Below are 13,513 nucleotides of genomic sequence, written 5' to 3'. Positions count from 1 at the left end.
AGTGCACGTAAAATAAGCATTTTAAGATTGGCGCAATGCCGCGCAAGGACACTGAAATTTTCGATCAGACACCATCGGCACACCCGGAGATAGGCATTGCGATGGAATATAAGGTGTAGAGCAAGGGATCAGCAACAATTTCCCATACTCGCACGCCTCTCCATATCTGAGCGCGCCTTGGCTGCATCGGCTATGCCGTTCCCTGAAAGGAAACCCGCCCATGACGGTAGCGCCTCGCATTTCGACAATCTGCGTCAACTGGAGGCCCAAGCCACCGCAAGCGCGTGAATGAAAACAACGTCGTCATCCTTGATCGGAGAGAAATCGGTCCCCGAAGTGACTGGCGGTGAGCCCCTGCATTATAATCGAGGCTGCGGTACGGTCGTCAATATCGTAAGGCACGTGAACCAGGATGTCGCCGGGATTACATTTTTTTCGGCATAGATGCCGGGACCGCGTACCCACGCGACACTATCTCCGACGGCAAAACCAGCGCCGATCTCGACCCCACGGCCACCACCTTCAACGCCCAAAAGGCTGTCGCTCGACATCCCAGTGCCTAGCCGAACCGCATCCTGATGCATACGACCTGCCCTCAGGCCCTTGTCGATATCGCAGCAATGCGATCTGCGTTGGCTGACGCAGGAGATGAGCGTGCCTTGATCAATCCCGTCCCCTCATCTTCGTGGTGATCGCCAAGCGAATTCGCTTCGCCATGCGTCTACGACAGCTCGTCGAGGGAGGCCTCGTCACTCGAAGGAGCCAGACCTTCGCGCTTGCGTCGCTCGCTACGATCATTTCTCCAATTTCCAAGCCGCGTATTGCCCACGCGACAACCAGCGCGAAGAGGCCGCCCACTACCTTTCCAGCCCCGCTGGAGACTGTCGTCGTTGTCCAATCGAGGAGACCATATTGAGGCTCCATCAATCTCACCTCCACGTCCCTCGGAGCCTATTGGCGCGACCGGGCGCGTTGCAAGCAATGTTAAAAATAGAATCGGCGTAAGAGTCTCAAATGATCTAGTTGACAATGGTTTAATTATATTAACAACTACCGATAGAAGTCGAAAGGGTGGAGCCACCGCATATTGGGGGATTTAGCTTTGATTTTTCACGCTGTCTCGCGGCAGATAGTGCCCTTGTGCCTATTTTTGCTGTTTTCATCTTGCTCCGTTGTTCCGGATACCGATGATGTAGTTGCGCTCGATACTTCCGGCATAAGCCGCGCGGTTCAGTGCGAAATGCGTGATGCCTGGGTTGGCGTCCTAGTCAGCGCAGTGGGGCGACTGGAAGAGAACAGAGGCAAAGCTGCAGAGTTATCTCGCGAACACCTTACGGCTGCAGTCCCTGCTGGATTTGAACTTCAACCAGAGCAATTAGCGAATTGGCGAGCCAACAATGAAGCGGAGACCTTGGAGAAGTTCCTTGCCGATGGATATCGAAAGCTGCCGAAGCGCGATACCGAGGTCGAATTCGCGATAGAGACCTATTCAAAGGTCTTCATTACGTTGAAGTTCGTGTTCGACATGTCCCAGACGAATGACGTCGGAGCTAGCATCGACCTTGTTTCCGCAGTGTCTCGTGGAACACTCACCAGTCCAATTGGCGGCTCGTTTAGCGGCATGCGCCAAGCAAAACTAGAGAAGGCTATTGGGACTCGGGTGAGCGACCTTCTATTAAACAGGCCAGTGATACGGACGTGCAACAAATACCGCAAGGGCGAGCGTCCTGAAAATGGCCTGTATCCGATCTCCGGTGAATTGAAGCTTAGAGGTGACGTAGCAAACTTCATTACCGACAATCAGTCCGGGAACCTTATTGGACAATTCGGCGACGCGGAACTACTCACAGCAGTTGACAAGCCACCCACCCCGTCAATCAACAAAACCTATATATTTACCACCACCCTAGAAGGTGGTCTCAACACGGCAAAGCTCGATTTGGAGCCAAGGCTGACCGGTACCAGCGTGAAAGCCGCAACACTGAACTTAAACGCTGAACGCGTCGACCTGCATAAGCTGATACTTGTGATGCAAGTGCCGACAATCGGCGGGCTGACCATTGCACAGATTCGCAACAAGCGTGAAAACGCCGAATATCTTGAGCAGTTGAGCGCGAGCGCGCGAGAACTGCGCCGTATCGAGGATCGGGATCGTCTTGGTCCTACCGAGGTTTTGAGCCTGTTGAAAGGCTTATAATTCCAGCAACGGGAGTGGCTCATGACAAAGGAAATGTCGATTGAAGGCGTTTTTCATCACGTACAGGCGATCATCGAACAAGGGCGCGTCCCCGAATTCCTTGATGCATGCAAAGCGCAAGGCTTCGAGAAATTGAATGGTCCGGATGGTCTGATCGCTTTTACACGTCAGTTCATAGGTGTCGCTTCCAGCGTAGACCAGCTGCCTACCTTTTCTGACGCCATGAGTGATCGGTTTAAAGCCCATATCAACAAGAGCCTGCAAACCGAACTCTCCTATCTAGACGAGTGCCCGTGACCTGCCGCAATGAACGACCCATGGGGAAGGTGATGCAAAGCGGTATCGTAAGCGTTCCCTGTCTGACGCTCTAGCGGGATCACGTCTGAGCCGATCAAGGCTGCGCCGTGGCGAATCAAGTGAAGTATCGAAGGCGAAGGATGTGTTCCTACACGGGCGGCAAAATATACGATGAGAGGCTGAAGGGTAGAGGTAATGGCAGGACTTACCGAGATAACCTTTTAGGCGTCCCACTCAGCCGTGAGGTTTCTCAGGATCAAGAAGAGCGTACCTGATATCGGACTCCTTCAGCGTTAACTCGCGCATCATCTTAGCTTGTCGTTCTCGCTCTTCTGCCCGCTCACTCTCGACTTTCACGATCTTGTCATCGAACTGACGATGGGGATCGTAGTGTGTGCGATCCTGGTGATGGACACCGTAGTCCTTCTTCAACCTGTTTAGGATATCCAAGCAAGCCAGACCGATCTTCGCATATCGATCCTGCCGCTCTTGGAAATACTCTTCATAATACGGTGGTCCGGCTATGTGTTCGGAGATGAACGCAGCGCTCTCATCTGCACTCCTGATCATACCAGGCAGCAGCAGGGCCTTATACATTAGGTCTGATGGCAGGAGCGTCCAATCTAGCGTCGGAGGCCATGCGATCTTCGGCGTGGGCGTTGATGGACCTTTAACACCATCAGGATCAGCAAAGCCGTCGTCGAATACTACTTCGACACAGTCGTCGATGAGCTGGTCAATGATTACAGTCAGTAGCATGGCGTGATAATTGACCTGGCGACGGCGCTTCCAGTAATCGGTGAAGATATCCTTTGCGCCGCCGATCACCACACCAAAACCGGTGATCACCAACGTTGCGCATGCCGTTAGTGCGACTTTACCGACGTCGGTTGCCGCTAATGTTGTCAGCCATTCCATTCCAATCCTCCGAACCGAATAGAGCGCCTTCACCGTCGCCGCTATCCCTACGGAAACGATCTGACGCTGTGATCAAATGACGCGAGATCATCATTTTCGGCGAGTTGCCTAGAATAACGCCGGACAATCTGATCTGCTGCCTTATTAAGCTCAGGAAACAACGTTGATTCATTTATCCCCAACCTGTCCAACCCTTCCAGAATCTCCTGTTTTTGTACGCGGGCACGTGAACGTACCGTTGGCGGATGTTGTGTTTACTTCGTTGAAAAAGCCGCGATGGTCGCCTCACACGACTCCCTGAACCGTCGGCTCGACCCTTCAGGCCCACTTGTCTGGACGCTGACGCGAGCCCCTTCAAGCAGAAGGGATAACGTGTCCGCCAGCAGCTCTGGGTTCGACGAACCTGCTGCCTCGCACACCGCCGCGAGTCGGTTGCGCTGGGAATTCTTGAATTCCTGAACAACCGCGTGGGCTGGATGGTCGCTGTCACGCAGCTCGACCGCAGCGTTCGCGAGATCGCAACCGCCGGGTTCCTGTTCCAGACGGTCCACCTGGAATTCGACCCATCGCTTCAACTGCGCGGCAGCGTCTCCTGCGAAATCTCTCTCCAGCTCGTCCCAGATTGCCCCTGCCCGTTGCGTCACCTGGCGCAGAGTTGCGCAGAGAAGCTCGTCTTTTGAACCGAATTTTCGGTAGAGCGTCATCTTGTTCGTCTGGGCGGCCTCCGCAATGGCGTCTACGCCAATCCCGCGAATCCCGAATTTTCGAAAAAGGTCCGCTGCTGAGGACACGATGCGCTCACGGGGAGGAATGGCCGCCGGTGAAGAAAGGTCGGCGGCTTTATCTGGGAATTTCGAACTTGACATGGGTGTGACCGGTCGGTAACGCTTTATCTGTTACTTACCGGTAACACCCCACCGTAGCTCAGTCAAGGATCGCGAGAGGATTGGAAATGGCACGGCATGACGATCTGACGCTCAATGAAATCCTCTCTGACCCGATGATCCTATTATTGGCTCGCGCGGACGGATGGTCGAAGGCTGAGTTTCGAGACGAGATGATCTGGGCATCACAAGAGCTGAAGCGTGTACCCGGCGGCCTTGATGCCACGGTATCCCGAGCTTCGCCGCGAAACGGCCGTCCCCTTGAGGCTGGGTGCTGCACCCTTTAGCTCCCTTTTAGCGCAGCTCTGAACTCATGTCCGGATTTTCCAACCTTCAGATGGAGGTTGTGGCCCCGGACGACGACAAATTATCGCAATCGGGATTTCTGGTTTGGTTCCTGTTCCTGTGGTCATGCCGAGGCTTTGCCTCCAACGATGACAAATCTGCTTGATAATGAACAAGGTTTCGTCCGGGCTGGTGCCTCGGCGACATTCTTCGTTGGCTCGGCGCAGCGCGACAAGCAAATCCGCCTGTTTCATCTCTGGCAACCGTGGGAATGGGCGTTTAACATCTATATCCACTGCGGGGCGCAACAACCACGACGGAACAACTACCATATTACACAATTTTTTCGATATCGACTACAGCTCCTCATCTGTCCAGCAAAGAACCAGCGAGCGGTGGAAAAGCGTTCTTGCTCGGTTTGCTTCACGACGTTGTTTCAGCAAATAAATGACTGCCTGGCATCGACTGCGGACGAGTAGAGGCCGGATAGGCTCATGACCATCGGCGAAAGCCGACCGCCTCCCGAACCAAGCCTTCACCTGCATCGTATTTCGTAAGGTTCGCAGGCATAGTCGGCAGATTCCACAAGCGGTGACGGCGAAATGTCGCGTTTTCTTGGATATTTCGGAGGTAGTTGCCGCAACGATATTGCCGAAGCTTAAATTCAGCCTTCTGATGCGCGTTTACTGATTCAGAAAGAAACGCGGATGAGCGACATTTTTATCAGCCACGCAACTGCTGATCAGCCGCTGGCCGAAATGGTCGTTGATCTCCTAGCGGACGCAATCGGTGTTCCGGAAACCAGCATATTCTGTTCCAGCGTCCCGGGACACGGAAACCCGCTAACATACGATTTCAACCATAACATGCTTCAGCAAATACAAAATCCAAAGCTTGTAGTTCTGTTGATGACCCCTGCGTACATGGACAGCGCGTTTTGCCTGATGGAGCTAGGGGCAACCTGGGCCCTGCAACTAAAGCCACTTCCCATCGTCGTCCCGCCAGTGAGCTTCGTGGAGGTTACCAGAACCATCGGTTTCCGACAGGGCTGGAATATCACCGACACTAGTGGCCTTGAGTCGATACGCCAAACGGTGCTGGATACACTTGGGATTGAGGGGCGTGGAAATCATAATTTCGAACGAAAACGAAAGCGTTGGGCGGTCGATCTTCAACTTCGACTGAAAGAACTACAACCCTCCCCTAAAGTGCCGCGCAGCGAATACAATCAGGTTTTGGAGGCCTCGACCTTGGCGGAAAGTCGACTCAACCTGCGAAGCAAAAAGGTTGGGGAACTGACTGCAGAAATCAAAAAACTGCAGAAGCGACTCTCAGCGCTGCGGTCTAAACGTCCCGTCGTTTTAATCGCCGAGGGCGAGCCTCTCATCGCTCTCGATCTGCAGCAGATTATCGAAGACGCAGGTTGCATTCTGGGAGGGGTGGTTCGCACGGCCTCCGAGCTGATAGAAGTTGCCGAGCGTGTGCAGCCGGACATTATCACAACCGAAATCTCGTTAGCGGACGGAAGCTCCGGTATCGATGCAGTCAACGAAATTCTGACCTTCCACGACGTAAGCGCCATTGTCATAACGAGGACACCAGAAGCCCTGCTGAAAGGACCGAGACCTGAACCCGTTTTTCTGGTGACGAAGCCCTTCGATCCTGGGACGTTAATGCGGGTTATTGAGGAAGCTCACGGCGCAGTGATGCGGCGGCGTGATGCGCGGCCTTAGCCAACGCTCCAGCAAGCTAAAATCGCTATTTAAATGCGCTTTATGGTTGATCCGAGGTAAATGATCCGAATAGTTAAGACTACATCAGGCAAATAGAGAAATCCGCGATTAAATGAGTGAGTTTTCAAGAAGTATGCTAGACGTCAAAGAATTCAATGGCGAGGAAACTGCGGCGAGTCTTTGCATTGATTGCGCTCGTCATACCAGTCTAAAGAAAATGATCGCGGCGGACTGCACTACCGGGCGATGCGCACTGTGTGCCCGCGATGGTGTTGATGTCCGAAATCCAGATAAGCTAGAACCACTCGTGATGCTGATCCGAGCGTTGATCCGTTTCCACTATGACGAACATGAGTACAACCCGCACTGGGGAGGCGACAGCGTCATGTCGCTGTTCTATGCCGCAGATAATCCCATTCTGGAGCCACCGAAATCCAACCTCTACGTCGACGACTTCGACGAGTGGCTCAACTGGCCAGTCTACCCAGACTGGGATAAGGGTATCTCAGTTTTTGCTGGACACGATGACGGTCTCAGGGGGATGAATTTCGCTATTTCTCGTACAAATCCGGCGGATTTTCTTGTGCTGCAGCAGCGTTTGCAGACAGAAAATTTCTTCCAGGTCGAGCCGACCCTGGAGGAGCTTATTGCACCCTTCCTGAAAGATATTGAGATACTGCTTCCTGAGGCTGAGGTCTGGTATCGGGCTCGCCTTGGAGAGTCCGCTATATTTCGACGTTTCCCGTTCGCTGGTTGGGAATCCAAGATCGTGCGGATACCCTGGCTTGACAAGGATATCGGAGCGCCGCCCCCGCCAAAAGCAGGTTTTGGCCGTCTCAACCGTGCTGGCGTGTCGGTGATGTACCTTGCCTCTGATCCGTATACGGCGGTGGCTGAAATAAGACCGCACCCCGGCCATCATGTTTCTCTTGGAGGCTTCAAGAGCTTAAAAACCATTCGGCTAGCCGATTTCAGCCCTGACATCAGCATTTTCGCCACGAGTGACGCGCGGCTATCGCTCTACGCGGTAATCCAAGCGTTCGACAGGCTGATGAGCATGCCGGTTACGCCGGATCAGCGAACACCTTACTTACTTACTCAGCTCCTCGCCGAAGTCCTACTTCGCCATGGATTTGATGGGGTCCGCTACCGCAGTTCAGTCTCAACGGGTAGCAACATCTGTATCTTCTACCCGGACAAATTTGAATTCGTAGCCGACTGCTCTGAAGTACGGCGTGTCGAAGGGGTGGCTTACGAAATGACGACAGTGCCCTCTGAACTCGCTCCTGGACCGGAAGATAGGCCCTATAATCGACGCGTCTAGAAACTCGCTATGAGGGTTCTGTTAGGCGCATCAGCGATTCCGTAGGTGCAATTCACGCTGCACTCGGCTTTGCGGATAGACGTTGCCGCTCTGAATAATATGAAAATGCTCATGTGGGACGGGTTTTGAACGCCGTCAAGGCAAAATGAATAGGATATTCCCTCCGCTTAGCGAGGTGGGGCGGCAGCAAGACCCAAACTCGCGATATCATATAACTGACGACGCGGACCTTCTCCACTGGCGGTCTGCAGCGAATGCCAAATATATGTCGGCGGTTCGCTTAGCATGAAATGCCCAGGATATCGGCGTCTCTCCCGTCTCTGGCATGTCTCCTAGAACGCTCAGTGCTTCCTGTCGGTGGCCGCCGTTCGGAATAATCTCACTGAACACTACATCGAGAGCACTGGCGACATCGTCTTCTCCATCCCAGTCGTGGAAATACTTCAACGCTGCCTCCAGCGTCTCCAGGAATGCCCCACGGGCATCGTTCTCACACGAGAGGTTGATATCGCTTTTGCTAAGAAGGACGAGGCCGTGAAGGTAAGGACCGAATATTGGCGCAGCTTCGGCCTCCGACATTGCTGAATACACCATCAGGCATTTGAGAGCATTGTGGATATAAGCGCTCTCCAAGCCATCGCGACGGTTCGGTGTGTCCTGCGGGACCAGTTGCAAGTGCAGGCTCGAAAGTCCACGAGGCTTTGAGATTTTTAGACCCATGCTCGGTTCGTCAAGATCAATGGCACGGTCGAAATAGGTGTCCGACAGCTCGCTGGTAGAAAACCAGAAATATCCTGCCGATCCGATGTTGAGCATCGCGATCACGAGCTTGCTCAATGAAAGACCCGCGTCGAACACCTGATCGGCGCTTATGTGGTCATGGAGTGTAAGTTTGAGGAGCAAGTCACCATTCTTCTGGTTCTTGCCAGTAAAAAACTGAGCAAACTCAACACGCGAATTCCAATCATTCAGGACTTTCTGCCGAACGCTATGCCACCGGCTCACGATTGGAATTTGGAGCTGCCACTTTGCCCTTCCCATCCCATTTGATTTCTGCCGCTCAAGCTCACGGCTCAGCGCTGCCTGCTCTTCTAGTTCTATCCTCTCGAATTCTCCACGCGCCCACGAAATCCATGCTCGCCCCTCCACCAACTCGATGAGCTTCTCAACGAAGGGGCGGCTAAACAAACGTTTCTGCTTTTCCTCGTTGGCTACCGTCTCAAGGAACCAGGCGGAGTCGGACCCAGCACCACCAACCCCGACCGGTTTCCTTTCCCGTTCTGTAGCAAGTGTACTGATCACCACCTCCAAAACAGACCTCGCGTCGTGCAGGTTAACGGCATCAGATGGTCGCTGGCCCGCAGAAGCTTCGGAAAAATCGACGTAAAGACCCCTCAGGCGCTTTTCGTGCAGGCCCTGGGCGAACCGTTTGGCTTCTTCAAATCGGCCCGGATCGACGGGCCCCGTAAAAAGCGTTGAGGACCAGATAGCCCAAAGCATCTTGAAAACATGGTTGTCCAGCCGCTTGTCGATCCAAGCCGGATCACGGTGCGGACCGGTTACAGCTCGGCTGACGATCAGTTGTGATTTTCCGATCTCTTCCAGAGCCAGAAGTGCAAGATGATAAGCAATGTTCGGATAGCCCTTGTCACCCTGCAATATCCGTTCTGCCGAGGAAACAAGATCGGCAGCGTGATCCAAGCATGCTTCTCGCTGCTGCAGCACACGAGGGTCGATTGCGACAATGTCTTCGGACAATTTCACCTCTATCGCCATAAACCCTGCGGCGAGTTATGCGCGCCTGCTTTAGCCTCAAGCTCTCGCTCGGCAACGTCGGCATTGATAGCGTTGACCACCCACTCCGGCACATCGGTCGCATGTGAAAACATTGTGTATTCGGGTGCTGATAACCAGAACAGGCGAAGCCCTTCGTGAAATCTATCAACGTCATCTCGCTTTACGGTCAGATGGGTGTGATCGACGAGGCGTAGCATTATATCAAGCTCTCCTTCTCCCCATATGGACCGAAGGAATTGAGGATATTTCTTCTTCAACTCGTCAAGCGACGGGCCTTCCCCATGCTTGTAAACGTTGACCACCAGACGGCAGGCGTCAATCGGCGCGAAGAACGGTTCCGACCGGATGTCCCACCCACATCCTTCCAGCAGGTCGAAAATCTTTCCGATATCCTGACGCCAGAGTTTCTGCTTAAGCTTGTCCCCATGAAAATATTTTTGGAACTCGGTCGCCAGAAAATCGCGAAGTCTGATCTCGAACTGATGGTACAGCCCGGCTGCCACAGATAGAACCGCTTGATCGCGCATCCCATCGAGCAGCCCATAATAATGGATGCTGGCATCATTGGCCGCGTCATAAAAATCCGATAGATCGTGGCGATCTGGATCAAAATGCTTGCCCATTGTTTCCAACACATCTTCGGCACGTTTCTCGGCTTCCTCGGAGAGGTTCTCGAACTGCGAAAGAAGTCGAGTGTCCGCTTGCGACTTAAAGAAGTCGAGTTGCTCTATAAGGCTCTCCCGATATGGTCCCCACATGTGGAGAAGGACGCGGTCACGTGACATTCCAAAGTATCCGCTATTGATAATTGATGCGATGTGCAGGGATGACGATGGAATGTCCTACGGACCGTCCAAAAGTTGAAGCCCCCAATGTTATTTAATGTTCTTTTGTGCGACTAGATTCGCAACCCTATGTTGTTGTCCCTTGATTCGGGAGCGAGCGTGAGCGACTATTGGAAAGGAAAACCTGGTGCCGCCGGTAACCTTCGTCTTCTGACGCGAGAGGGGAAATGGCTTGCGTGGGAAGATCAGGAGTCCGACCCTAACGATCCCAGCAGCAAGCGAATCCCAGGGGCAAAGAGCCGCGTCAATGAGATGCTTACCCAGGCCGTCCACGCCACGAATGTTTTGACCCTCCTTGGTTCAGGCGCTTCGTTCAGCGCAAAAAACGCTGGTCCGACCGAAGCGCCTGGAATGGGAGACTTGTGGCATTCCGCCAGAGAAAAGGTTTGCGAAAACGAACTGATTGACCATTCGAATTTCGACAACGTCGTATTGGATGCCGTCGGAAGTTTGCCGCCAGAGGAAAACGGTAAACAGCGAGCCGGTGACATCGAAAATCTCCTCAGCCTTTGTAAGATGAAGCTTGAACTGATGGAGGTACGTGCAAAAGATAATGAAAGGAGCGATCCTGATGGCCCGATAAGGAAATTAAAAACTTTTATCGAGCAAGCGGAGGGCGCGATACTTGCGAAGGTCGATTTTGTCGATCAAGCGACTGATCTCCCTGCTCACCGGGGCCTGATCCAAAAATTCGCAAAACGTGCCGTGGACAAACCACGCGTTAAAGTATTCACGACAAACTACGATCTCTGCGTTGAAGAGGCTGCATCTCGCCTGGGCGTGGTGCTCATAGATGGTTTTTCCCATAGCGCCGAACAGCGCTTCAACCGTGACTATTTCCAGCATGATCTGGTCAGAAGACAGACTTCGGGAACCAAGGCGGACTACATCGACGGTGTTTTCCACCTGTACAAGCTTCACGGTTCCATAGATTGGCGGCGTCGCTCAGATGGCGTGGTCATTCGATCCAGGGCGGGCGATCCCGCGCTAAAGCCGGTCTTGATCTATCCAAGGTCGACGAAATATCAGGAAGCCTTCGAAACCCCATATCTCGACATGTTTGCGGCTTTTCAAGCGGCCCTGCGCGAACCGGATACCGCTCTCTTGATCGCTGGCTTCGGGTTCGCCGACGATCATATTAGTGCGCCGATATGGTCAGCGTTGGAATCAAACCTCAGCCTCCGCCTCATCTTAGTCGATCCCTCCTTCATCCCGCCGGTGAAGCTGGATGCGTATCCCGCACCCGATCACCTCCTCGACGTCGGCCTGCCAACCAGGAAATATCAGAACCGAATGGCTCGCTTGGTCGCAGAAGGTGATCCACGTGTGACCTTACTCAACGGTAGGTTCGAAGACCTTGTTGATGCCATTCCCGCGATCACCGGAGAATCGGATCGGCAGCGCCTACAAATGCGATTGGATCAGATCAGAGATGTCGCGATATGACCGAGCCTATCATCGCGCTCATCGATCCGGACAAGCGTGTCGGTACCGTTACCAGGGTAAGCGCTTCGTCGATTGAGCTGACCATGCCACAGGCGTTGGCCGCGAGCGGGCAGCGCGGCTTGGCAAAGGGAGCAACCGGCGACTTCGTGTTCATTGATTGCGATCAGGAGACAATTCTTGGCCGTATAACGGATGTGTTAGTTCCAGAGCGGCAGCGACCCGCATTGGAACGCCAAATGGAAATTGACGCAAATGCCGAGCCGCAAGGCCGTGCACAGCTTCTTGCGACCGTTAACAAGTCTACCCACAAGGTGACGCGTGGGATCAATGTTAAGCCTCGCGTCGGCGATGGGGTCTATCTCGCTGATGGTGGGGCGCTTGCGACTGCCATTCGAGAAGCTCTGCAAGGCGAAATCGAGCCGGGAAAGACCGAACGCCTACTCGTGAACCTTGGCAGGCTCTCCGGCATCGCGGACGCATCGATTGCGATGCCGCCGGAAAAGCTGTTCGGGCGTCACTGTGGAATTTTCGGAGCGACAGGAGGCGGCAAGAGCTGGACGCTTTCGAAGCTCTTAAACGAAATCGTTCGGCTGCGCGGAAAATGCATCCTATTTGATCCCACAGGAGAGTTTGCTGGAAAGGTATCCGGAGCGAAGGAGTTCTCGTTCTCAAAGGCAAATGACGACCAGCCCCTTGCCAGGTTCCCTTACCGACAATTGTCCGAAATCGATCTCTATGCCCTCCTTACTCCATCAGTGCAGATGCAAGGACCGAACCTCCGCAGCGCGATCAAAAGTCTTAGGTTGGCGACAGCGCTGCGCAAGGAGCCTTTACGATATGCGGTCAAAGCCATGGAAGACGGTAGTGAGCGCTTTGCAGTTGGGAAACGAGGTTTTGTCGAGGTCCGTCAAAGCGGTGTCGTTCGAAAAGCTGGAAACAGCCGCCACGCTCTTTCGCTAGCCCTGATTGAGTTGTCGACGGAACTGGATTCGCATTTTTGCGACTTCGACGTCCACTTGCTATCCGACCAGATCAAAGAAGAATGCGTGAAGCAGCACACGAACGACACGATGGGTTCCTATGGCACTCACGACGACTTCGCACTGGGAACCTGCAATTCCCTAAACGTGCGCATCGAAAATTATCTGTCATCGCCAGAGATGAGGTGCCTTTTCTCTGACGATGGCGTCGATATTTGTAAAGAAATAGAAGAGTTTATTGCCGACCCGATACAGCACGCGCTCGTGTTATCATTCGAGCATGTCAGTTTCAAATACAACACGCGTGAGCTGCTGCTAAATACGCTCGGGCGTTATCTACTCGGCCTCGCTCGACAGAATGTCTTCCAAACGTGTCCGCTGGTTTGTTTTCTGGACGAAGCCCACCAGTTTATCGGTCGATCTATCGGAGACGACACCAACCATGTCATGTTGGACGCTTTCGGCCTTATTGCTAAGGAAGGCCGAAAGTACGGGCTTACAACAACGATTGCCACCCAGCGCCCTAGAGATGTCCCCTCGGATGTGTTGAGCCAACTCGGTACGTTATTCGTCCATCGCCTGACAAATGATCGGGACCGAGAGACAATCGAACGCGCTTGCGGCGACCTAGATCGTGACGCGGCGGCCTTCATTCCCTCCCTCGCCCAAGGCGAGGCGATCATCGTTGGTCCGGAGCTACCGGCTCCGCTTCCGGTGCTCATCGACCGGCCGGAAAAAGGCCAACAACCAGGTTCGCATGGGCCGAGGTATCAGGCGTTCTGGGGCAAATCGTAGCGCCAAAGTACC

10 protein-coding genes are annotated in these 13,513 nt (G+C 53.6%); 6 read left to right on the top strand and 4 right to left on the bottom strand.

What is annotated here, in order from left to right; all coding sequences use genetic code 11:
• Positions 1-1,102 precede the first annotated feature (1,102 nt).
• Both RG540_RS01790 and RG540_RS01785 read left to right on the top strand, forming a co-directional pair.
• Positions 1,103-2,197: a hypothetical protein gene (locus tag RG540_RS01790; protein ID WP_157884559.1), complete on the top strand. Its 1,095-nt coding sequence runs from the start codon at positions 1,103-1,105 to the stop codon at positions 2,195-2,197.
• A gap of 21 nt (positions 2,198-2,218) precedes the next feature.
• Positions 2,219-2,494, top strand: coding sequence for a hypothetical protein (locus RG540_RS01785; RefSeq protein ID WP_038584010.1), 276 nt, complete (start codon positions 2,219-2,221; stop codon positions 2,492-2,494).
• A 234-nt stretch (positions 2,495-2,728) separates the two neighbouring features.
• On the opposite strand, the gene RG540_RS01780 is transcribed toward RG540_RS01785, so the two are convergent.
• Together RG540_RS01780 and RG540_RS01775 are read right to left on the bottom strand one after the other, a co-directional pair.
• Positions 2,729-3,412: a hypothetical protein gene (locus RG540_RS01780; protein WP_038584008.1), complete on the bottom strand. Its 684-nt coding sequence runs from the start codon at positions 3,410-3,412 to the stop codon at positions 2,729-2,731.
• A 254-nt stretch (positions 3,413-3,666) separates the two neighbouring features.
• A complete protein-coding gene (locus RG540_RS01775; protein ID WP_038584005.1) occupies positions 3,667-4,278 on the bottom strand; it encodes a TetR/AcrR family transcriptional regulator in 612 nt (203 codons plus the stop codon).
• A gap of 1,010 nt (positions 4,279-5,288) precedes the next feature.
• Here RG540_RS01775 and RG540_RS31025 point away from each other — a divergent pair.
• Entirely contained in the window at positions 5,289-6,314 is a 1,026-nt protein-coding gene (locus RG540_RS31025; protein WP_051909213.1) for a TIR domain-containing protein, read from the top strand.
• 112 nt (positions 6,315-6,426) lie between these two features.
• Positions 6,427-7,638 carry an RES family NAD+ phosphorylase gene (locus RG540_RS31020; protein ID WP_080724839.1) on the top strand — a complete coding sequence of 404 codons (1,212 nt, stop codon included), beginning with the start codon at positions 6,427-6,429 and terminating at the stop codon, positions 7,636-7,638.
• A gap of 207 nt (positions 7,639-7,845) precedes the next feature.
• On the opposite strand, the gene RG540_RS01760 is transcribed toward RG540_RS31020, so the two are convergent.
• Together RG540_RS01760 and RG540_RS01755 are read right to left on the bottom strand one after the other, a co-directional pair.
• Positions 7,846-9,396, bottom strand: coding sequence for an AbiV family abortive infection protein (locus tag RG540_RS01760; RefSeq protein WP_157884558.1), 1,551 nt, complete (start codon positions 9,394-9,396; stop codon positions 7,846-7,848).
• 8 nt (positions 9,397-9,404) lie between these two features.
• Complete coding sequence (locus tag RG540_RS01755) at positions 9,405-10,220, bottom strand: hypothetical protein (RefSeq protein ID WP_065814408.1); 816 nt, start codon at positions 10,218-10,220, stop codon at positions 9,405-9,407.
• A gap of 159 nt (positions 10,221-10,379) precedes the next feature.
• On the opposite strand from RG540_RS01755, the gene RG540_RS01750 reads away from it, so the two are divergent.
• Positions 10,380-11,726 (top strand): SIR2 family protein, encoded by a 1,347-nt coding sequence (locus tag RG540_RS01750; protein ID WP_038592843.1) that lies wholly within the window; start codon positions 10,380-10,382, stop codon positions 11,724-11,726.
• On the top strand, positions 11,723-13,501 hold the full coding sequence (locus RG540_RS01745; RefSeq protein WP_038584001.1) for an ATP-binding protein: 1,779 nt from the start codon (positions 11,723-11,725) through the stop codon (positions 13,499-13,501). The genes RG540_RS01750 and RG540_RS01745 overlap by 4 nt, the downstream gene beginning before the upstream one ends.
• Positions 13,502-13,513: the final 12 nt, after the last annotated feature.

It is taken from the genome of Neorhizobium galegae bv. orientalis str. HAMBI 540, from assembly GCF_000731315.1.
Lineage (GTDB): Bacteria > Pseudomonadota > Alphaproteobacteria > Rhizobiales > Rhizobiaceae > Neorhizobium > Neorhizobium galegae.
Note: the sequence above shows the minus strand (reverse complement) of the source record. Positions and strands in the feature narration are given on the sequence as shown.